Genomic DNA, 20,959 nt, shown 5'->3' with positions numbered 1-20,959 from the left:
CTATTCAAAATGCATGAAAATTCCAGGGTTACTCGAACGCTATCAACTCAGAACGCGGCGACAACTCAATGCCCGTCTCCAAGCCTTGGAGGTCAACCTCTCCCGTGATGTAGACGGGGAAGAATACGCCAGTCCTGTGATTGTGCAAGCCTTGGACGACCTGCACGAATGGTTAGCCAAAGGGGGAAAACTCGCCGCCTACACGCCCCTGTCGCGGGTGATGACCGTGAGCACGCCCCAATCCCAAGGGGTGATCGATGTGTCGGCGGTTGCCGATGGAGAACTTGACCCGGATGGGTTTGACGAGGAGGACGAAACCGCAGCAGAAGACCCGATACCCTCCCCTTCTGATCCGGCCTTGGCGGCGTTGCTGGTGAATCTCTCCGATGCGATCGCAGCGCGATCGCCCCTCTCCCCCGCCATATCTCCCCTCCAAGTGTGGCGCGAACTCGAAGAAGCCTGTCATTATCAATGGTTGCTATCCACCTCCCAAGTGCGCACCCTGACCGGGATTGTGCCCAGTGGGGATATTTGTGAATATGGGGTATTTCGCTTCAAGCGACAGGGGAAAATTGGACGAGAGGCGGCGTGGGAAGTGTGGAAAATGACCTGAGAACAGCAATTCGCCCCCAATTGCAACAAAATGTTACGAAACATGACATAATTAACAGCATACCGATTGAGTCTGATCTACGATCGCACTCAACCCAAATGTGATTTAAGACATTAGGAACTAAAAATGCCCTATACCAAAGAAGAAGGCGGACGGATCAATAACTTTGCAGTTGAGCCGGACATGTACGTCGCTAACCCTCCCTCCTCCAACGAAAAGCGGAACTATGCGATCGGTGGTGTTCTCGCGCTGGTGGTGGTCAGCGGTGTAGTCTTCCTCGCCTTTTCCGTCTCTTAGTCCTGCATCATTCCATTGAACCCATTCCAAACATCCCGACAGGATAAGCTCATCTCTGCCCCTGTCGGGATTCGTTTGACCATGCCTGGATCTCTAAAATCGTAGGGTGGTTTAGGCGGTTTAAACCCTCGCCACAACTGCAATCTAGCAATCCGCCGTAACCCACCGATCTAGATTGAGACCCTCGCTCTTACTGCATGGGTGTTCTAGCCCGATAAGCCGTAAAAGAACACAATCAACGCAGGGGTGGCGATCGTATTAATTAAGGTCAGCGGCGCACCAATTTTAACAAAGTCCATAAACCGATAGCCCCCCGGCCCATAGACCATCGTATTGGTTTGGTAGCCGATGGGGGTCATGTAACTATTGGAGGCGGCGAACATGACCGCAAACATAAAGGCATAGGGGTTGAGGGATAGGGTTTGGGACACCTCAACGGCAATGGGCAACATCAGGAGCACGGCAGCATTGTTCGAGAGAATTTCGGTGAGCAATGCTGTGGCTAAATAGAACAGCACGAGAATGCCATAGCTCGAAAAGTTTTGCGAAATGGCGAGGAGATGGGTGGCGATCCATTGGGTTGTGCCGGAGGCTTCCATGGCGATTCCGAGGGGAATTAATCCGGCGAGTAAAAAGATAATATCCCACCGTACCGCGCCATAGATTTCCCCAGGTTTTAGGCAACCAGTTAACACCATCAGCACGACCCCAAGTAAAGCGCTGACTAAAATCGGGAATAGATTAAACGCGGCACTGAGGACTACGCCTAAACCAATCGCCACGGCAATAATGGCCTTGTCTTGGCGGAGCATTTCCACATCTCGCTGTTCGAGGACGAGGAGTTCGCGGGTGGTTTGCAACCCGATGAAGCTTTGTTTTGACCCCTGCACAAGGAGGACATCCCCGAAACGCAGGGCAATGCGGCCGAGGCGACCCCGCACGAGTTCTGAACCCCGTCGAATGGCGAGGACGGTGAGGTTGTAGCGTTGGCGAAAGCGAATGTCGCGGAGGGTGGTTCCCACGAGGCGAGAGTTGGAGAGGATGAGGACTTCGGCCATTTTTTCTTCGCCGGATTCGAGGACGGGTTGGACTTCGTCTTTAAATTGCACATCCGGTACGATGTTGAGGCCTTGCTGTTCGCGGATTTTGAGGAGTTCTTCGCGGGAACTGCGGACGACGAGGATATCGCCGACGTTGATGATTTTGTCGGCGATGGGGGGAGGAAACCGGGTGCTATGGCGAATGATTTCGAGGACATCGATATCAAAGGTGCGTTGAATTTGGCTGGTTTGGAGGGTTTTGCCGACGAGGGACGATCGCGCCGTCACGATGACTTCGGTGACGTAGTCTTTGAGGTTATAGTCTTGGGCAATGATGTCACCTAGGGCGGATTTGCGTTCGGGGAGGAGACGGGGGCCAGCGAGGACAAGGTAGGTTAGGCCGATCACGAAGACACAGAGGCCGAGTTTGGTGAACTCAAAGAGGCTGAAGGGTTCAAAGCCGAGTTGTTCGGAGAGACCGCTAGCGAGGATGTTGGTGGAGGTTCCGATCAAGGCGATCGTGCCACCGAGGATGGTGAGGTAGGAGAGGGGAATGAGGAGTTTGGAGGTGGAGATTTTTTGTTGTTTGCACCAGTCTTCGACGACGGGGAGCATGACGGCGACGATCGCAGTATTGGTGATAAAGGCACTGATGGGGGCGACCAGAATCCCCATCACAAAAATTTGCCGATTCAGGGTTTCGCCGCCTAGACGGATCAGTAGTTGCTTGACGATCAGGATCACCCCGGTTTTGGAGATGCCAGCACTGATGATGAACATGGCCATCACGGTGAGGGTGGCGGTGTTGCCAAAGCCGGAAATGCCCTGTTCGGGGGTGACGAGACCGAGCACCATGAGGGCAACCATGATCATCAAGGCGACGAGATCAACGGGGAGTAGCTCGGTGATGAAGAGGATGAGCGCAATGACGAGAACGGCGAGGGTTAGGAAGATGGGCGAGATGATGGGCATAGTGAGGATAGGGGTGGGCGATCGCAACGCAAAAACTCCGCCGGATCTCGTCGCCAAGGGGCGGGAATAGGATTCAGATCACGGCAGAGAATGATAGGCCTGATACCAGTCTACAAATCGCTGTAAGCCCACCTGAATCGGGGTGCTCGGACGAAAGCCCACATCCTGAATCAGATCGTCCACATCGGCATAGGTGCGAGGTACATCACCCGGTTGCATCGGGAGCATGGTTTTCACGGCTTCACGACCTAAGCAGGTTTCCAGGGTTTCGATCAGGGTCATCAGTTCGATGGGGCTGTGGTTGCCGATATTATAGAGTTTGTAGCGGGCGTGGTTGGGGCCGTTGGGGTCGGGAATTTTGGCCATGACGCGGATGATGCCTTCGATCACATCGTCTACATAGGTGAAATCTCGCTGCATTTTGCCGTGGTTGTAGACTTCGATGGGGCGATCGCGCAAAATCGCTTCGGTAAATTTCCAATAGGCCATATCAGGCCGTCCCCAGGGCCCATAGACCGTAAAAAATCGCAATCCCGTGATCGGAATCTGATAGAGATGGCTATAGCAATGGGCCATTAACTCATTGGATTTTTTCGTCGCTGCGTAGAGACTGACGGGATAGTCTACGTTGTCGTCGATGGCAAAGGGGATTTTCGGGCTGTTGCCATAGACCGAACTCGACGACGCAAAGACGAGATGCTCCACCTGTTGCTGCCGACAGCCTTCGAGGATGTGGAGGAAGCCAACCAGGTTACTTTCAACATAGGCGTGGGGATTTTCCAGGGAATAGCGCACCCCGGCTTGGGCGGCGAGGTGGACGACGGTTTGAAACCGATGGGTTTGAAACAGGGTTTCGATCGCGGTGCGATCGCTCAAATCCGCCCGCACAAACTCAAACGCCTCATAACCCTGCAACTGCTCCAGTCGCGCCCGTTTCAACCCCACATCATAGTAAGCATTGAGATTATCCAACCCCACCACCGTCACCGTCCCATTCTGCAACAACCGTTGACAGAGATGAAACCCAATAAACCCCGCCGCCCCCGTGACTAAAATCCTTGTCATGACCTCTTAACTCTCCAACGCCAGCTTGCTGCAATAGAGTACATCCTGAAGCCCCTCGCCCAGCGGGAGAGGGGTTTGGGGTGAGGGCCAATCCCCCTAAAACGTGGGCATCGCCACCCCAGAATGAGAATCCGACACCTTCGGGCGCGTCCCAAAATACACCTTGCCCCGTTGCGAATCCAGGGTCAAAATCGCCCCATCCCCGATCAACTCCGTCGCCTTCTTCAGACCCACAATCACCGGAATCCCCAACCGCAGCCCAATCACCGCCGCGTGGCTCGTCAAACTCGACTCCTCCGTAATAATCCCCCCAGCCTTGCGAATCACCTCCACATAGTCCACATTCGTCGCCGGAGCCACCAAAATTTCCCCCGGACTAAAATCACCAATCTCCTTCGGATTATTCACAACCCGAGCGCGACCCGTGATCGCCCCTTCCCCAATACCAACCCCTTCACCGAGCACCGCCGTCACCACCTCAACTTTAATCAAGTCCGTTGAACCGGCCACCCCTTGCAGCGTTCCCGCCGTCAAGATCACCAAATCCCCATCATGGAGCAATTGTTTTTCCTGGGCCACATTCATCGCCGCCTGAAACGTCTGGCTCGTCGAAGGTAGATCGAGAATCAACAGCGGCCGCACCCCCCACACCAGTTGCAACTGTCGCGCCACATCCACATGGGGCGTAACCGCCAAAATCGGCGTTAAGGGTCGGAATTTAGAAACATTGCGGGCCGTCGCTCCGGTTTTGGTGAGGGTCATAATCGCCGCTGCATCGAGTTGTTGGGCGATATGGCTCACTGCGCCGGAAATGGCGTTGGGGATCGAGCGTTTCGTGGTTTGGAAATGGCGGTGGGCGGGGGCCTGTTGTTCGACACAGGAGGCGATCCGGGCCATCGTGGCCACGGCTTCAATGGGGTAGTTCCCCACAGCGGTTTCATTGGAGAGCATGATCGCGTCGGTGCCGTCGAGGATGGCATTGGCCACATCAGAGACTTCCGCACGGGTGGCGCGGGGGCTGTTCACCATACTGTCGAGCATCTGGGTGGCGGTGATCACGGGGATGCCGAGGCGGTTGGCGGTGGCGATCAGGCGTTTTTGATGGAGGGGGACTTGTTCGGCGGGGAGTTCGACCCCCAGGTCGCCCCGTGCCACCATCACCCCATCACAGAGGGTGAGGATCGTGTCCATCTGTTCGATCGCTTCGTGTTTTTCGATTTTGGCGATCACGGGGACGGATTTCCCGGTGCTGGCGATCAGTTCTTTGATTTCGAGGATGTCTTGGGGCCGTTGCACAAAGCTGAGGGCGACCCAGTCCACGCCTTGATCGAGACCAAACATCAAGTCTTTGCGGTCTTTGTCGGTGAGGGCGCTGACGGTGAGGGAGACGTTGGGAAAGTTGACCCCTTTGTTGTCGGACAGTTTGCCGCCGACCACCACTTGACAATGAAGCTGCTTGTTATCGCGATCGACGGCATCGACGACCATTTCCACCTTGCCATCGTCAAGTAAGATCATCGCCCCGGCTGGCACTTCGTCGGTGAGGCGTTTGTAACTGACGTAGGACATTTCATGGGTGCAGGGGACGGGGTGACTGGTGAGGATGAAGCGATCGCCCTTATTCACCTGCACTGGCCCGGCTTCAAATTTACCGAGTCGAATTTTTGGCCCCTGTAGATCTTGCAAAATCCCCACCGGCTGATCCAATTCAAAGGCCGTCTGACGAATCAACCGAATCGCCCGATGGTGATCCGCATGGGTTCCGTGGGAAAAATTGAGGCGTAGGGTGGTTGCTCCGGCTTCAATCAACTCTCGCAACACCTGGGGTTGAAGCGTAGCGGGGCCAACGGTTGCCACGATTTTAGTGCGGCGGGCGGGGGGTTGCGAGCGGCTTACGCCACTGCTGATAGCGTCAACGGGCAAGTCCATCATTCAAAATGTAGCAATAAGGGAATCAGCGGGATGGGAGTTCGATTGATCCCACCATAATCCGCTATCGTCTCATGAATTGCAGTCGTTAAGCGAATCCAGCCGGAAACTTTGCCCCCTCTGAAAACCGCTACCCCGTCCTGTCATGGGGTAGCGGTTCAACGGAATCAATCTCTGGATTGGCATTAAGTTAGATAACCTGCTCTTATTAAGCGTTGGCTTGGCGGGATTTTTTAGGCTCTTTTTTGCCCTTATTAATCCCAATTAACATCAGTCCAGGTTGCCCAGGGCAAGCATGCCTCTAAGCCAGAGGGTGAGGGAGGGGATGCGATCGCACCACGCCCAGGCAACACAACCGCCAAAAAGCACATTGAATATTGCTATCCATAGGATGAAAAACCCTAATTTCTGAGTATGATTAAGCTTTCCATCTTCACAACCCTGAGAAATTATGCAAGCTATCCCCTTACACCCTTAACGATTGACATTCCCAATGAGAATCAATAAAAAAGTGTGTTTCATCACAGGAACAGGTCATTCCGGCTCAACATTATTGGGACTTCTTCTGGGGAATCATTCCCAAAGCTTTTACTGTGGAGAAGGCGAAAAAAGTCGTTTTCTGACGAAAGAAAAAGCCCCATTACAAAAACGCTCCTGCAAATTTTGTGGCATTCATTGTCCAGTCTGGGGTACTGTGTCACTCACCTCAGATTGCGATCTCTATGAACAACTCTCACAACATATCAGCACGACCCTTGGCATCACAGCACCCTTAATGATTGATTCCACCTCCGGTGCTGACTGGATTCACCAACAATACAAAAAACTGGTGAAGACTGAAGCCAAGCCCCATCTGATTTTCTTGAAACGTGATGGTCGAGGTGTTGTCAACTCTTATCGTCGCAAATATCCCGACCTTTCCATCGAAACAATCATCGAAAACTGGATAGAAAAAATCAAAAAAGCTCAAGCATTATTTGAGGAATTTGCAGGGCCAAAAATCATCATTCACTATGAAGAGCTTGCCAGCAATACCACCAGCATTCTCAAGGGTTTATGTGATTTTTTGACAATTCCCCATGAACCCCAAATGCGAGATTTTTCGCGACAAACCTATCACATTCTCGGCGGCAACAACGGTACACAATTCTTGGCGGCTCGTCATCAATCGCAGCTTTTGCAAACCATGACACCCAGTAACCGTCAATATTATCAGGAACATCAATCAGATATTATTCTTGATTTACGCTGGCAACAGGAACTGTCTCCAGAGCAGCACCAAATCTTCGCTCGCTTAGCGAGTGAGGTGAATCAATCCTTTGAATGGCATCCCTCCTAACTTAAGGCAACCTAACAACCATGACGAAACGTATTGATCTTGTCTTTCGGACTATTGACGAACGTACCAGCGCCATAGCCCTTGATTTAGCGATTCAACAAATCAAGCCGAATCGCGTTCACTTGATTGAAAATGTGCGTCCCTTTTCGGCCGCCGTTCAAAAAATGTTGCAAATTGACTATGATTGCGATTTTGTGGTATTTATGGATGCCGATTGCTTGATTTTGGAAGACTTGTCCAAATTTTTGCAGCGTAATTCATTTCCCTATGTGGATTGTTATGTGCTCGATAAGTTCCGAGGGCATATTCATCAGGGAGTGCATATTACGCGGATTGATGTCGTGCGCGAGATGCAAAAAATTGAGCCGCCAGAAAATGATGAAAAATATGTTCTACGGCCAGAATCGCGCTTGCGTAGCTTTGCATTGTCTAACCTCAAATTCAAGAAACATTTTAAGAGTTTCCGAATTCTTCATGACTATTTTCAGGCCTATCATCATGTCTATGCCAAGCTGGCGCTGCGTGAATTGCGGAGTCGAACGGCGGTGAACCGGAGTGAATTGGAGGCGGCATTAAAATATTGGGATAACTATCCTGATGATCTGGATTTTAAGATCGCTAAACTGGCGATTCAAAACACTCAACAGGATGTGGCGTTAGAGGCAACACCGGCTGAAATAGATGCCTATATTCAGCGATTACCGGAGATCGCTGAGGCGGCGATCGCAACCCTGGAATTGCCGGAACAGCCGGAGTTAACCTATGCAATGATTGATCAGCAGACACGGCAGGTGTGGCCGTGGCAGTTGGTAAATTTAGGAGGGGGTTCGCTGCAAATGCCGGCTGAGGCCCAATCGAGTTTTAAAGTGTTTGGCATTGGCCTCAGCCGGACGGGAACCAAAAGCCTCACCAGCGCGTTGCATGTTTTGGGGTTTAAAATGATTCATTACCCCGAAGATGAAACAACATTTCGGGAACTTGCAGAAGGACATTATCAGTTTTCCTTGCTTCAACAGTTTGATGGCATTACGGATATTACGGTGTCGGCGTTTTATCCACAGTTGGATCAGTTGTTTCCGGGGAGTAAATTTATTTTAACGATCCGCGATCGCGAGCAATGGCTTGATGCAATGGAGCGTCATTATGCCAACCGGCCGGCGTTTGACTTAAGTGATGTGCCAGAGCAAGAAATTCATATGCGGATTCGGCGTTTTCTGCGGAGTACGGTGTATGGGTGTTATGAGTTTAATCGCGATCGCATGGCCTATGTCTACGATTTGCACTATCGCAATACCCTCGACTATTTCCGCGATCGCCCTGAATCACTCTTAGTGCTCAATATTGGCGCAGGGGAAGGCTGGCAGCAGCTTTGTCCGTTCCTCGGCTGTCCTATGATTGAGCAGCCCTTCCCCTTTATCAAAAAGCAAACGATGTTAAAATCCTTGCTCAATGATGAGGCCCGTTTAATGGAGAATCCAGTCCTGTCCTAGGCATCGTAGCTGGAGGATTGGAGGGTGAACATCCGCGCATAAACACCATCGCGGGCCATGAGTTCGGCATGACTCCCCATTTCTTGGATCGTGCCATGTTCCAAAACAATGATGCGATCGGCCATGCGCACCGTTGAAAAGCGATGACTGACGAGAAAGGTGATTTTACCGGCGGCAAGTTTGCGAAAGCGTTGGAAGAGGTCGTATTCTGCGATCGCATCCAACGCCGCCGTCGGTTCATCCAAAATCAAAATTTGAGCTGGGGTCATAAACGCCCGCGCCAGGCCGATTTTTTGCCATTGCCCTCCAGATAATTCTCGCCCCCCCGGAAAAATCTTACCCAGCATCGTTTGATAGCCTTGATCTAGGGTGGTAATCATCGGATCTGCCCCCGCATCTCGTCCTGCTTTTTGAATAGAGGCAAGATTTTGATGGTCTTGAATATTCCCAAACCCGATATTATCAAAAACACTGAAGTTATACCGGGCAAAATCCTGAAAAATTACTCCCACATTACGCCGCAACTCCACTAAATCAAGCTGAGTAATCGGAATCTGATCAATGCTAATTTCACCGGAACTCACATCATAAAAACGAGTTAAAAGTTTCAATAATGTGGTTTTTCCCGCACCATTAACCCCCACGATCGCAATACTTTCCCCTGGCCGCACCGATAGGTTTAAATTGTCAAGAGTGGGCCGGTCTGCACCGGGATAGGTAAAACTGACATTTTCAAGGGTAAGACCCTGCTGTAATGGGTTGGGAAAAGGGCGAGGCTGGGCGGCATTTTTGACATGGGGTTGCAAGTTTAAAAAATCAAAAAATTGACTCACATATAGGTTTACCTCATAAAGCCTAGCGAGATCTTCAAGGAGACCCTGCATAGCGCTTTGGGATTGGCGAAATGCACCGCTATACATCCCTAAGGAGCCAATGGTGATTTGAGCGCGGAGGGTTTGAATCACAATCCAGGTATAGGTGGCATAAAATCCCAGTTTTGAGAGGAGGTTAGAGAAGGTGCGGGCGCGGGTTTGTTGGCGGGCAAGTTGTTCAGCTTCGTGGTTAAATTGATGCCGGATTGTGTGCCATTGTGCTAATAAATGTTCACTTAAATTAAACAGACGAATTTCTTTGACAAAGTCTTGATGGGTAAGAATGCGTTGGAGATAATCGGCGAATCGTCCGCTTTGGGTTTGGCGGCGTAATACCTTAAAGCGTTTGCCGGAAAACTGCACACTAATGGCAAAGGCGGGGATGGAGGTGGCAATCAGGAGGAGGGTGGCGAGGGGACTAAACTGAATCATGAGTCCCACGAGGGTGAGAAGTTTAATGCCTTGGCCGAGGAAACTGGTGAAGAGGGTGAGGGCGCGCACGGGGTAGGTGCTACCGCTTTGTTGGGCGCGACTGAGGAGGTCGTAGAATTCGGGGAGTTCGTAGTGGGCGAGATCAAGCTTGACGGCTTGGCGGAGCAGGATGTTACTGGCGTAGAGGGTGAAGCGATCGCTCAAAACCAACGATGTATAGGTGGAAAGCTCACTCAAAATGTCGTTGAACACCATCACCCCCAAGGCCGCGAGAATCAGGGTAAAAACAGGAGTCCAGAGGGCGGGGGGTTGTCCGATGACGGCAATAATCTGATCGAGGGTGAGTTTACCGATATAGAGTTGGACAGCGGGTAAAACAGACGTGCTGAGGGTCGTCAGGAGCGAAATGAGCAGCCATTTCGGACTGGCTGACCACACTAATTTCAGGAGTTGCGGGGTATTGGCTAAGACGGCAAAGAAACGTAGGGACATTCTGGAGCCAGAATGAATAATCGCTACTATAGCAGTGGTAAACGTGAAGCGAACAGGCTCAAGCCTTACTGGGGATCACTCCTCGCCCGGTGGCTTGGCCCAGGGGGACAGTCCTCACTATTGATGGGCGACAACAGTGGATAGCCCTCACCGTTGATGGGTGAACAAGCTGCAAGATAGCGAATTGCGCAAAGATGAGAGCGCCATCTCCTTTTTAAGGGGGATTGAGAATCTTTGTCCCTCGTGTTGATGGCAACCGCTATATTATTTCAAAAAGGAAAAAGTCCAGGGCATTGATGGCGACGCTGGATCATTCTAGGAATGTGGATTTATCTTGTTTGGGGGTTTTGAGTTTGTTTTTAATGTTGGTATCAATGTCGAGATGTTTAACGGCTTTGGGGGTGAGCGATCGCCGTTTAATCACTTTGCCTAACATCTCGGATTTCACAGCCCCTAACTGAATGCGTAATTTCGGGCCGGACTCTCCAAACCGAATCACCATCCCATCCGTAATATTGACCGTTGTTGCAAGCAAATGGCCGTTGACCATAATCCCATTCGTACCATGATTAGATAGCGTCCATTGATCGTCTTTGCATTCTAAAACGGCATGACGACGGGATACGACAGCACTGTAAAGTACGATATCATTTTGACTTCCGCGTCCCACTGTGACAACAGATTCACGCTCAAAGATCCAACTTTGAACTGGAGTGGATTGACTCGGATGAAGTAATGTAATGGCAATCACTAGCAAAGCCCTGCTTCATAATAAAAATTTATTATTGAGAGGTTTAGAGATGCACCTCGATTTTTAGAGTAACACTATCGTGATGGGTCTTGAAATTCCCTGTTCACGCTGTGATGACAGTTTCAAGGATGTTTTATGTGTCTGCCCGTTTGAACTGTCAGGATACGGGAGAAATGAAGGGTCATTCTGGGGATGGATGGGGGAAAATCACAGCATAACCGTTGGGATGGGGCGATCGCATCTTTGTTAAACTTTGTAAATGCCCTGATGGAGTCAACTCCCCCCCATGTTGGAACAGATCCAAACCACCCTCTACACCGCGTCACAGTTTGCAAACCACCTGGTTAGCGAACAACTCACCCACCTCAGCCTTGTCAGCGTGACGCTGATTTTTGGCGCGGGTCTGCTGACCAGTCTCACCCCCTGTATGCTGTCGATGCTGCCGATCACGGTGGCCTATATCGGCGGCTACGAATCCCAAGGGCGACTGATGGCGTTGGTGCAGTCGGTGTGGTTTGCCCTCGGATTAGCGACGACCCTGGCCGGGTTGGGCATCGGGGCGGCGACGTTGGGGCGCGTCTATGGTCAGGTGGGGATCGGCCTGCCGATTTTTGTTAGTGCGATCGCGATCCTCATGGGTCTCAATCTGTTGGAAATCATCCCGCTCCGCTGGCCCAGTTGGGGCGGCGGTGACTGGATTGCCGAAAACCTGCCCACGGGTGTCCGCTCCTACCTCCTCGGCCTCACCTTCGGCCTTGTCGCCTCCCCCTGTAGCACCCCTGTCCTCGCCACCCTCCTCGCCTGGGTGGGCAGCACCCAGGATCTCGCCCTCGGCGGTGTCCTGTTGCTCAGTTATGCGATCGGCTATGTTCTCCCCCTCGTCCTCGCCGGAACCTTCACCGCCACCCTAAAAAAACTCCTCACCGTGCGGCGTTGGTCAGGGTGGATTAACCCGACGAGCGGCGTGATTTTAATCGGATTTGGCGTGTTCTCCCTCCTCTCCCGCTTGGCCTGAGCCTACAATCCCAGAGCAGCGGCATGGTGCGCGAAATGATCCGCCATGAAGGAGGTAATGAAATAGTAGCTGTGGTCATAACCGGGCTGGTAACGGAGGGTGAGGTCCAGGCCCCGCGTGGCACAGGCGGCGGCGAATTGGTCAGGGTTTAATTGACCTTGGCTCAGAAAAGGATCGGCCTCGCCTTGATCAATGAGAATAGGCTGATCCCAGACCGTGGTTTTCACCAATTCCGTTCCATCGTAGGTTGCCCAGAGGGTGCGATCGCTCCCTAAATATCCCGTAAACGCTTTCTCTCCCCAGGGGCATTGCATCGGGGCCGCGATCGGCGCAAAGGCCGACACCGAACGGTAGCGATCGGGATACCGCAACGCACAGATCAACGCCCCATGTCCCCCCATGGAATGCCCCATGATGCTTTGTCGGGTCGGATCAGCGGGAAATTCGGCCGCAATCAGGGCGGGTAATTCCTCGGTGACGTAGCTAAACATCCGGTAATGGTCATGCCAGGGGGACGCGATCGCATCCACATAAAACCCCGCCCCCGTCCCAAAATCCCAACTCTCCTCCTCCCCCGGCAACCCCAACCCCCTCGGACTCGTATCCGGAGCCACCACCATCACCCCCCACGCCGCCGCGAGACGTTGCGCCCCCGCCTTCGCCATAAAATTCTCCTCCGTACAGGTCAACCCCGACAGCCAATAGATCACCGGGACTCGCCCCTCCTGAGCCTGAGGCGGCAGATACACCGAAAACTGCATCGGCGATCGGCACACCTCTGAATCGTGGCGATAAAACGCCAGCAAGCCACCAAAACAGCGGGTTTGACTGGTCACAGTTAAGTTGGACATGGTTTTCAGATCAAGGAATACAAACGGGTTCGTTCACCACAATTTATCGTTATTTTGCCGGGGGTGTTTGGGCTGCTTGGGGTGCGATCGCGCCTCAAAATTAGACCTTTAGCTAATCGCCACACAACACCTCACCATGGCATCCTAGAACAAAATCCGCTAGAGGCTAAGATGATGGGCCGCCACTACACATCCGTGCCAAAGAGCACAAAAGCATCGGGTCACCACAAAACCGAAATCCCCCCCCATGCGCGGCCCTTCCCCAAAGCCCAAACCCCCCCCACCGCGAATGTCACCGAGTCCACCGCCCAGGCTCCCCCCACCGCCCTGCCCATCATGGCCAAACTCACCGTCGGGGCAGCCAATGACAAATACGAAAAAGAAGCCGATGCCGTCGCCGCCCAAGTCGTGCAGCGCCTCAACGCCCCACCCCCACCCGTTCAGCGAGAGAACAACGCAGCCGAAAACACTGTTCAACGCCAACTTCTAGAGGGTGCAGTTCAACGAGTGCCCGGTTATGGCAGTGAGGAAGACGACCAAAGCGTGCAGATGAAGCCCCTCGTACAACGGGCAGGAGCCAGCGCGGGCGGGACAGCATCAACAGAATTGGAGCAATCAATTCAGCGGGAACGGGGCAAAGGTCAATCCCTCAGTGACAGCATTCGCACCCCGATGGAAAACGCCTTTGGTGCAAACTTTAGCCAAGTGCGCATCCATACCAACAACACCGCCGATCAACTCAATCAATCCATTCAAGCCAAAGCCTTCACCACCGGGCAGGATGTGTTTTTCCGCCAAGGAGCCTATGCACCCCAGAATCAGGGAGGGCAGGAGTTACTTGCCCATGAATTAACCCATGTGGTGCAGCAAAGTGCTGGGACGGTGCAGCGCAAACAGACAAGAATAAAGCAGAGTACAATTTCGTCAAGCAGGACGCCTCTAAAATTACAACGAGAGATAAGTTATGAGAAATGGAAGAGTGGAGAAGATCAGAGCGAGGGTAAAGGGAATAGAGGATTACCTGGATTAAAATCTGATCCGTTAAACCCTGTAGATGGAAAACCCAATGATTTTCGGCTCAGTTTACAAGTGAAAGTTGCTGATCCAAATTACTTAACCAAAAGCCTACTGTTTATGACTAAAAAGTATGGTAGTAGGATGATGAATTATTGTTTGCCTTCGCTCTTTTCAAAATCTTTTGCTGTGCCACCTAGTGGAATGGGTCATTCTTGGGTAAAACTGGTGAGTTATGTAGATTCAAAACCTCAAGCATCTTATAGTTTGGGGTTCTATCCTGGGAAAATCGAAAATCCAGATTCCGCACAAACGATTCCTAGCGGTGGTGATCCAGAAGGATATAAGCGTTTAGCACTTGATTATAAGATTACTGAAGATCAGTGGGAGGCTGCTTTACACGAAGCATATGAGTGGAAGATTGGAGTCGAACCACCTAAGGGGAATCATACGCTTCATAGTTATGCTTTGTATGGTGAAAATTGCACTACCTTTGCACGAGCAATAACAGAAGCCGCAGGTATAGCATTTCCCTCTAGACAAGTTCCAGCCTACTCGTCCTCAGAAGGTTTTGCCTGGGTAGATAATCCAAACATGATGCTATCAGGAATATCTGCCTCCGAATATGCATATGATCCAACAACTACAGATGCACCTAAAGATGCTCCTACACCAGATGATGTGTTCTGGGATTTCATGGAACGCCTTTGGGTTTAATGTAGGCAAAATTAGTGAAATCGGACTCTATAGCGGTTTTCATAAACTTGAGGTACGAAGATCCCCCTCAATCCCCCTTAAAAAGGGAGAAGTGGCGTTCTCATTTTTTCGCAATTCGCTATATAGCAGTAGCCAGAAAAGTAGGAAGTCTAACATTATTCCTATCAAACGAGATGGTTGAGGGCTTGAGGGTCGCCGTTTGCGCAGCGTCTCCGTAGGAGATAGCCACAATCTTGACGTACTCCCCCGCATAAATGACGGGGGATTCTGGGTTCAGACAGCAATTGCAGGCGTAGCCCGTCTTATCTTGCCTCGCCCAATGGACAACGCCCTGCCCATAAGGTGCTCACCCCGGAATTTTACTTCGCGCTAGCGAACGCTTTTATTGTATCACCACCGAATCAATTCGGTTATTCGCTTATATCCCCCGAATAAAATTCAGGGGGCTTTACGCATCACGCTCGTAAGGTGGGCAAAATCGAGATTCTTCAAATCCAAAATATAGCAATGATGTTGCTGCTTAGGATATTTATAACCGAGGGCTGAGCTTGTCAAAGCCCGGCCGCTTACCCTTCGACAAGCTCAGGGTGCGCTGATTGAATGTCCTAACCTAGTCGCTCCTTGCTATATAAGCTCACCAATATTTCCTCATCCTTCACTTAATTCACCCAATTGTAAGGTGGGCAAAATTCGTAGCCTCGGATTCTCAAGTGCAAGCTTTTCAGTATTTGCCCACCCTACCTTCAATTCACCCAATCGCGGATTTCCGCATCGGTTAACACCTTCTCAATCTTGATATATTCACTCCGTGCCGCTTGCAACAGGTGCTTCATCTATAGCGGATTTCATAATCATGAGGTACAGCTCTAGTTCTGTATGCGCCTCCTTGACTGAGATAGAGAATTCAATCTGTACCGCATCTTTTCGCAATCCGCTATAGAACGACCAAAATCACCAAACTTAGATAACTGCATAATCGGTGTACTGTCGAATTTCAGGGGCTTGAAATCCCAGAACAATATCATTTTTACTGACTCCCCGTTCCATAAGTTCCTGAGCCACTTTCATTTCAGTCATATTCTGTTCAACCCAAACTTTGCCGTTCTTGATTGCCAAGTGTAAAATACAGCCATAGACTCGCCGATAGCCATCCCAGCCTACATTCATCACTTGGTAGTGATCATTTTGAAGATCAAAAATGGTGTAACAGTCAATCTGTCCATTAGCAATCGGAATCACGGCATAATCCGTTAATAATTCCCGAACAATCTGGCGATAAGAATCTAGGATATCCATTGCACAATTACCTCCTTAACGGGATCATAAATAATGAGTTTAATTTCATATCGCTTCAGTGAAATCTGCGAAAATTCTTTTTTGAAAAAGGATTCATGCGCTGTCACGGGTATGGCTAAATAGAGAATACGTGTTGGATCACTTATTTCTAACGCTAACCGATAATTCAAAAACTGCCCTAATGCAGCGTGATAATCGGTTAATGGTGAATCACTTAAAAAGGGTGCATCTCACTTTGGCGAATAGTTGATATGTACTTACCTAGTTTTGGGCATCAGCGGTTAAGCTACCTCCCATAGCTACTCCCTGATTCAGATGACCCCAGAACAAAAGCGCCAACTCAAAGCCCACACCGATGCCATCGCTGCTATCCTGCTCGCTGATGCCAAGGCCAAATGCCCCGAACGCCTAGAAACCCTCGAAGGCATCGAACTGACCGTCCGCCAGCAGATTCAAGCACACGTCAGTCCTCAAGTCGGTATTTTTTTATCGTCGATGGCAGCGGCACCACAGCCGGAAAATCCCGCACCTTAACCAGTATCCTAGGGGATTTGGTTTTGACGGCAAATCAAGCGAGCTACTACCAAGTCAAAGCCTACAGCCGTTGGAGTCCTGGCTTTGAGCGCTGTTGCCTGCTCCTTAGTGGTGCTCAGTCTTACCAACGCGCCGCAGCAGATGTCGAGATCTTGACTGGACTGAAGATGTCTCGCAGCACCCATCAACGCCTAGTTCAGCGTCAAGATTTCCCTGACCTTGAGGTGAGTGAACCCAGTGAACCGGTCGAAGAGATGAGCCTTGATGGGGGCAAGGTTCGCTTGCGCACCCCCGAAGGAGAAGCCAGTGAATGGCGGGATTACAAAGCTGTGAATCTCCATGGGCATGGGGTTGCCGCCTTCTTCGGGCAGAATGAGGATTTAGTGGCTTGGCTCCAAACTCAACTCATGGCAAGCCTAGTGGTTTGCCTGGGCGATGGTCATCCTGGGATTTGGAATCTATTTGCCCAAATTGGAGCGCAGCAGAACCGACTGGAAATTCTCGACTGGTATCACTTGATGGAGAACTTAGAGAAGGTTGGGGGTTCAGCGGCTCGTTTATCCCGAGTCAGAGGCCATTTATGGCGAGGAGATGTTGAGCAGGCGTTGGCTGAGTTTGATGATTGGCAGCATCCACGAGTGGATAATTTCAGGGTCTATCTCAAGCGTCATTGCCACCGGATCGTCAATTACGACTACTACCAGTGCGAGGGGATCTCCATCGGGTCTGGGGCGGTTGAATCCACGGTGAAGCAGTTCTCAGGACGGTTGAAGCTGCCGGGAGCGCAATGGAAGCGGGAGAATGTGCCCCAGGTGTTGAAGCACCGCAGTGCCTATCTCAATGGAGAGTTCTCTAGGATGCCGTGGCTGGCATGAGTATATCTACTCATCGCCAAATTGAGATGCACCCCTTAAAAATGTTTTGATTTCAACTGCAATTTTCTCTTGACCTCGCTCGGCGGCTAATAGCTGTTCTGCACCCAAGTCAATCTCAAACTTCGTCCCACCCACATCGATACGCAATGGATCATCAGTAATCTGCCACTGTTCTTTCTCTAGGGCAGCTCGAACCACGGCATGAAATTTATCCTTGGCAGCCATGGCTTCTTTCACTCTTTTCCTTAGCACCTAGATTATAGTGCAAGCGTTCATTGTCGAGGCAATTCCCTCCTAACTTTCAATTCACCCAATCGTCGATTTCCGCATCGGTTAACACCTTCTCAATCTTGATGTATTCACTCCGTGCCGCTTGCAACAGGTGCTTCATTTGAATCGGTTCATCCGCTTCCGCTGCAATAAATGCCGCATTCATGGCGATGCTCTTGATGTTGCCCCCGCTGACTTCCAACTGCGCTAAAAGGTTGTAATCGAGGTTTTGGGTGGGGGTTTGGGGGGGGAAGGTGCGTCGCCAAATTTCGGCGCGTTGGGGGGCTTTGGGGAAGGGGAAATTGATCACAAAGCGGATGCGGCGGAGGAAGGCTGGGTCGAGGGAGTTTTTGAGGTTGGTGGTGAGGATGGCGAGGCCTTGGAAGGCTTCGATGCGTTGGAGGAGATAGGCGACTTCGACGTTGGCATGGCGATCGCGACTATCTTTCACTTCGCTGCGTTTGCCAAAAAGGGCATCGGCTTCGTCGAAAAGGAGGATCACACCACCGCCTTCGGCAGCATCAAAGAGTTTGCGGAGATTTTTTTCGGTTTCGCCGATGTATTTACTAATAATTGAACTGAGGTCGATGCGGTAGAGATCGAGATTGAGGGCGGCGGCGATCGCTTCTGCTGCCAACGTCTTCCCTGTGCCGCTGGCCCCGGCAAAAAGGGCAGTGATGCCAAGGCCCCGTTCTTGATTGCGGCTAAAACCCCAATCCTGATAGACTCGCATCCGTTGGCGGACTTGGGCGGTGATCATCTGGAGGGCTTCGTATTCTCGTTCGGGTAACACCAGGTTGTCCCAGGCGGCGTTAGCAGTGATGCGTTGGGCGAGTTCATCGAGACGGGGGCGGCTTTGGTGGCGGCACACGTCCCAAAGGTCTTGATCATCGGGGGGGGGTTGGGTTTTCCAGACGATCGCCGCCGCTTGGATTTGGCCGGGGGTGAGGTTGAAGTTAGAGACAATTTGATCGAGATGGGGAGGAGTGAGGTGCGATCGCCCATCGGTCGCCGCCTGGGTCGCAAGGACCTGAGTCCACAGGGCGTACTGCTCTGGGTAGGTGGGAGCATTGATCTCAAAGGTGATCAGAGCGCGATGACGTTGAGACTGACGGATCATGGCGCTCAACAGGAGGGGGGCTTGGAGGGTGTCCAGGAGTCGAAACAGTCCCGGCGTGAGTTCCCCATGGCTTAAATCCAGCACCACCATGGCCCGATTTAACTGCCATTCCCGCTCTAGGAGACATTGGAGTAGGACTAAATCTTCCCCTTGTTTGGGGAGAAGTTCGGCAGCGATGATCAATAGGGTGGCATGGAAGTGGTGGGCGATGGCTTGGGCGATCGCTCGCTTCGTTTCGTCATTACTGCCCCAGAGTTGCAGGATCGGCAACGGACCGCTGGCCTGTTCCCATTGTTGAATCATGCGGGCTGCGATCGCGCCATGGGAGGGCACTAACGCCGCCTGCATCTCCGCCCCAGACTCCACCACCGTCGCGAGCCGCCTGTCCAGATATTGCACCCCCATAAGGTAATGCAAAATCCGCTCATCCAACCGCAGGGACCCATGGACTAAGGATTGACTCTCTCCCATTTCAATCAGTCGCCACCGTCGCAGGGGAGCCTCTGGGGTCAAGGCTTGCCAATCTGCCGCCGGTATGATTGCTAAGGCTAAACTCAACGTCGGATAGTTGCGGTACGGGTTGCCCTGGGCCTGACCACACAACTGATCCCAATCGCGCCGCAATTCTAACCCCGCACAGAGGAGGATGATATCCCGTTCAAAGACCGAGAGATTAAACCGTTGGCACAGATTGCCCAGGGCTGTATGGGCAAGATCTGGCTCCGGGGTGATCGCGCCCTCCGGGATATCTCCCTGAATCGAGCGTGTTAGATATTGCCCGATTCTGTCAATGCCGCCGTTAAGAGCCTGGTGATTCACTGTCATCCAAGGATCAAAACGTCACCACCGTCCGGATCGATTCCCCGGCATGCATCCAATCAAAGGCCTCATTAATTCGTTCGAGGGGGACAGTATGGGTCACCAGATGATCAAGATCAATCTTGCCATCCATATACCAATCCACCAACTTCGGCACATCCCGCCGCCCCTTCATACCCCCGAACGCTGACCCCCGCCAGACTCGACCCGTCACCAACTGAAACGGGCGCGTACTAATTTCTTGGCCCGCCCCCGCCACACCAATAATCACCGACTCACCCCAGCCCTTATGACAACATTCCAAGGCCTGCCGCATCACCTTGACATTACCAATACATTCAAAACTGTAGTCTGCGCCCCCGTCGGTGAGTTCGATGAGATGAGCGACGAGATCCCCCTCAAGGGTGTTGGGGTCAACAAAATGGGTCATGCCGTAGCGGGTAGCGAGTTCTTGTTTTGCCGGATTGAGATCCACGCCGATGATCAGATTGGCTCCCGCCAGACGCAACCCTTGGATCACACTTAAACCAATCCCCCCCAACCCAAACACCACCGCATTGGCCCCTGGTTCTACTTTGGCGGTATTAATCACTGCTCCGATCCCCGTCGTCACGCCACAGCCTAATAAACACACTTTGTCAAAGGGCGCATCCGATCGCACCTTCGCCACGGCAATTTCGGGCAGCACGGTGTAGTTGGCAAAGGTAGACGTGCCCATGTAATGGTGAATCATCTGGCCGTTTTGGGAAAACCGGCTTGTGCCGTCGGGCATCACGCCTTTGCCTTGGGTGCTGCGAATCGCTTGGCAGAGGTTGGTTTTACCGCTGAGGCAAAATTTACATTGGCGACATTCCGGGGTGTAGAGGGGAATGACATGATCGCCGGGTTTGACGCTGGTGACATCGGGGCCAATCTCCACCACGATCCCCGCGCCTTCATGGCCGAGGATGGCGGGAAAGAGGCCTTCGGGGTCGGAGCCGGAGAGGGTATAGGCATCGGTGTGACAGACTCCGGTGGCTTTGATTTCGATCAACACTTCCCCGGATTTTGGACCCTCCAGATGGACGGTTTCGAGGCTGAGGGGTGTTCCGGCTTCCCAAGCCACAGCGGCTTTAATGTCCATAGATTGTCCAAGGTTTGATGTGAGGAGTTGCCC

General features: G+C 51.9%; 16 protein-coding genes and 2 pseudogenes. 7 read left to right on the top strand and 11 right to left on the bottom strand.

Annotated features, from left to right (window positions below; genetic code table 11):
- Positions 1 to 13: 13 nt before the first annotated feature.
- Positions 14 to 613: a hypothetical protein gene (locus tag SPI6313_RS22500; RefSeq protein WP_084669099.1), complete on the top strand. Its 600-nt coding sequence runs from the start codon at positions 14 to 16 to the stop codon at positions 611 to 613.
- A 126-nt stretch (positions 614 to 739) separates the two neighbouring features.
- Positions 740 to 910 (top strand): photosystem II assembly protein Psb34, encoded by a 171-nt coding sequence (psb34, locus tag SPI6313_RS23080; RefSeq protein WP_139276692.1) that lies wholly within the window; start codon positions 740 to 742, stop codon positions 908 to 910.
- A 206-nt stretch (positions 911 to 1,116) separates the two neighbouring features.
- Here psb34 and SPI6313_RS17995 read toward each other — a convergent pair whose 3' ends face one another.
- From SPI6313_RS17995 to pyk, 3 genes are all read right to left on the bottom strand, one after another.
- Entirely contained in the window at positions 1,117 to 2,916 is a 1,800-nt protein-coding gene (locus SPI6313_RS17995) for an SLC13 family permease (protein WP_425443130.1), read from the bottom strand.
- 84 nt (positions 2,917 to 3,000) lie between these two features.
- A complete protein-coding gene (locus SPI6313_RS17990; RefSeq protein WP_072622232.1) occupies positions 3,001 to 3,987 on the bottom strand; it encodes an NAD-dependent epimerase in 987 nt (328 codons plus the stop codon).
- Between the two features lie 96 nt (positions 3,988 to 4,083).
- Positions 4,084 to 5,916, bottom strand: coding sequence for a pyruvate kinase (gene pyk, locus SPI6313_RS17985; RefSeq protein ID WP_072623215.1), 1,833 nt, complete (start codon positions 5,914 to 5,916; stop codon positions 4,084 to 4,086).
- A 493-nt stretch (positions 5,917 to 6,409) separates the two neighbouring features.
- Between pyk and SPI6313_RS17980 the strand changes: the two genes are divergently transcribed.
- Positions 6,410 to 7,255 (top strand): sulfotransferase, encoded by an 846-nt coding sequence (locus SPI6313_RS17980; RefSeq protein WP_072622231.1) that lies wholly within the window; start codon positions 6,410 to 6,412, stop codon positions 7,253 to 7,255.
- Positions 7,256 to 7,275: 20 nt separating this feature from the next.
- Positions 7,276 to 8,745, top strand: coding sequence for a sulfotransferase family protein (locus tag SPI6313_RS17975; protein ID WP_072622230.1), 1,470 nt, complete (start codon positions 7,276 to 7,278; stop codon positions 8,743 to 8,745).
- On the opposite strand, the gene SPI6313_RS17970 is transcribed toward SPI6313_RS17975, so the two are convergent.
- Together SPI6313_RS17970 and SPI6313_RS17965 are read right to left on the bottom strand one after the other, a co-directional pair.
- Positions 8,742 to 10,541 carry an ABC transporter ATP-binding protein gene (locus SPI6313_RS17970; protein WP_072622229.1) on the bottom strand — a complete coding sequence of 600 codons (1,800 nt, stop codon included), beginning with the start codon at positions 10,539 to 10,541 and terminating at the stop codon, positions 8,742 to 8,744. The genes SPI6313_RS17975 and SPI6313_RS17970 overlap by 4 nt on opposite strands.
- Before the next feature lie 310 nt (positions 10,542 to 10,851).
- On the bottom strand, positions 10,852 to 11,292 hold the full coding sequence (locus SPI6313_RS17965) for an FHA domain-containing protein (protein WP_072622228.1): 441 nt from the start codon (positions 11,290 to 11,292) through the stop codon (positions 10,852 to 10,854).
- 286 nt (positions 11,293 to 11,578) lie between these two features.
- Between SPI6313_RS17965 and SPI6313_RS17960 the strand changes: the two genes are divergently transcribed.
- Positions 11,579 to 12,307 (top strand): cytochrome c biogenesis protein CcdA, encoded by a 729-nt coding sequence (locus tag SPI6313_RS17960; RefSeq protein ID WP_072622227.1) that lies wholly within the window; start codon positions 11,579 to 11,581, stop codon positions 12,305 to 12,307.
- A gap of 2 nt (positions 12,308 to 12,309) precedes the next feature.
- Here the strand turns inward: SPI6313_RS17960 and fghA are convergent, their stop codons facing one another.
- On the bottom strand, positions 12,310 to 13,158 hold the full coding sequence (fghA, locus tag SPI6313_RS17955; RefSeq protein WP_072622226.1) for an S-formylglutathione hydrolase: 849 nt from the start codon (positions 13,156 to 13,158) through the stop codon (positions 12,310 to 12,312).
- Positions 13,159 to 13,494: 336 nt separating this feature from the next.
- Here fghA and SPI6313_RS17950 point away from each other — a divergent pair, with 336 nt between their 5' ends.
- Positions 13,495 to 14,889, top strand: coding sequence for an eCIS core domain-containing protein (locus tag SPI6313_RS17950; protein ID WP_084669098.1), 1,395 nt, complete (start codon positions 13,495 to 13,497; stop codon positions 14,887 to 14,889).
- Between the two features lie 960 nt (positions 14,890 to 15,849).
- Here the strand turns inward: SPI6313_RS17950 and SPI6313_RS17945 are convergent.
- Positions 15,850 to 16,185 carry a XisI protein gene (locus SPI6313_RS17945; protein ID WP_072622224.1) on the bottom strand — a complete coding sequence of 112 codons (336 nt, stop codon included), beginning with the start codon at positions 16,183 to 16,185 and terminating at the stop codon, positions 15,850 to 15,852.
- Positions 16,173 to 16,394: pseudogene (locus tag SPI6313_RS25200) on the bottom strand (element excision factor XisH family protein); the annotation flags it as partial. The gene SPI6313_RS17945 and the pseudogene SPI6313_RS25200, both read right to left, overlap by 13 nt.
- A 106-nt stretch (positions 16,395 to 16,500) precedes the next feature.
- Between SPI6313_RS25200 and SPI6313_RS17930 the strand changes: the two are divergent.
- Positions 16,501 to 17,594 (top strand): ISKra4 family transposase gene (locus SPI6313_RS17930; RefSeq protein ID WP_139276657.1). Its coding sequence is split into 2 segments (ribosomal slippage): positions 16,501 to 16,666 and positions 16,666 to 17,594, totalling 1,095 coding nucleotides; the frame shifts between segments, so codons are not numbered across the junction.
- 24 nt (positions 17,595 to 17,618) lie between these two features.
- On the opposite strand, the pseudogene SPI6313_RS17925 reads toward SPI6313_RS17930, so the two are convergent.
- The 3 genes and pseudogenes from SPI6313_RS17925 to SPI6313_RS17915 all read right to left on the bottom strand — a co-directional run.
- Positions 17,619 to 17,819, bottom strand: a pseudogene (locus tag SPI6313_RS17925) (element excision factor XisH family protein); the annotation flags it as partial.
- A 76-nt stretch (positions 17,820 to 17,895) separates the two neighbouring features.
- A complete protein-coding gene (locus SPI6313_RS17920) occupies positions 17,896 to 19,809 on the bottom strand; it encodes an ATP-binding protein (RefSeq protein WP_072622222.1) in 1,914 nt (637 codons plus the stop codon).
- Positions 19,810 to 19,816: 7 nt separating this feature from the next.
- Positions 19,817 to 20,926, bottom strand: a complete 1,110-nt coding sequence (locus tag SPI6313_RS17915; RefSeq protein WP_072622221.1) for an S-(hydroxymethyl)glutathione dehydrogenase/class III alcohol dehydrogenase — start codon at positions 20,924 to 20,926, stop codon at positions 19,817 to 19,819.
- Positions 20,927 to 20,959 lie beyond the last annotated feature (33 nt).

The organism is Spirulina major PCC 6313, assembly GCF_001890765.1.
Classification (GTDB): Bacteria; Cyanobacteriota; Cyanobacteriia; order Cyanobacteriales; family Spirulinaceae; genus Spirulina; species Spirulina major.
Note: the sequence above shows the minus strand (reverse complement) of the source record. Positions and strands in the feature narration are given on the sequence as shown.

What these genes read in the sequence shown, in the direction of transcription:
- SPI6313_RS17970 (WP_072622229.1), bottom strand. Translation starts at nt 10,541, where the DNA reads ATGTCCCTACGTTTCTTTGCCGTCTTAGCCAATACCCCGCAACTCCTG.
- psb34 (WP_139276692.1), top strand. Translation starts at nt 740, where the DNA reads ATGCCCTATACCAAAGAAGAAGGCGGACGGATCAATAACTTTGCAGTT.
- SPI6313_RS17945 (WP_072622224.1), bottom strand. Translation starts at nt 16,185, where the DNA reads ATGGATATCCTAGATTCTTATCGCCAGATTGTTCGGGAATTATTAACG.
- SPI6313_RS17980 (WP_072622231.1), top strand. Translation starts at nt 6,410, where the DNA reads ATGAGAATCAATAAAAAAGTGTGTTTCATCACAGGAACAGGTCATTCC.
- fghA (WP_072622226.1), bottom strand. Translation starts at nt 13,158, where the DNA reads ATGTCCAACTTAACTGTGACCAGTCAAACCCGCTGTTTTGGTGGCTTG.
- pyk (WP_072623215.1), bottom strand. Translation starts at nt 5,916, where the DNA reads ATGGACTTGCCCGTTGACGCTATCAGCAGTGGCGTAAGCCGCTCGCAA.
- SPI6313_RS22500 (WP_084669099.1), top strand. Translation starts at nt 14, where the DNA reads ATGAAAATTCCAGGGTTACTCGAACGCTATCAACTCAGAACGCGGCGA.
- SPI6313_RS17975 (WP_072622230.1), top strand. Translation starts at nt 7,276, where the DNA reads ATGACGAAACGTATTGATCTTGTCTTTCGGACTATTGACGAACGTACC.
- SPI6313_RS17990 (WP_072622232.1), bottom strand. Translation starts at nt 3,987, where the DNA reads ATGACAAGGATTTTAGTCACGGGGGCGGCGGGGTTTATTGGGTTTCAT.
- SPI6313_RS17950 (WP_084669098.1), top strand. Translation starts at nt 13,495, where the DNA reads ATGGCCAAACTCACCGTCGGGGCAGCCAATGACAAATACGAAAAAGAA.
- SPI6313_RS17920 (WP_072622222.1), bottom strand. Translation starts at nt 19,809, where the DNA reads ATGACAGTGAATCACCAGGCTCTTAACGGCGGCATTGACAGAATCGGG.
- SPI6313_RS17915 (WP_072622221.1), bottom strand. Translation starts at nt 20,926, where the DNA reads ATGGACATTAAAGCCGCTGTGGCTTGGGAAGCCGGAACACCCCTCAGC.
- SPI6313_RS17960 (WP_072622227.1), top strand. Translation starts at nt 11,579, where the DNA reads ATGTTGGAACAGATCCAAACCACCCTCTACACCGCGTCACAGTTTGCA.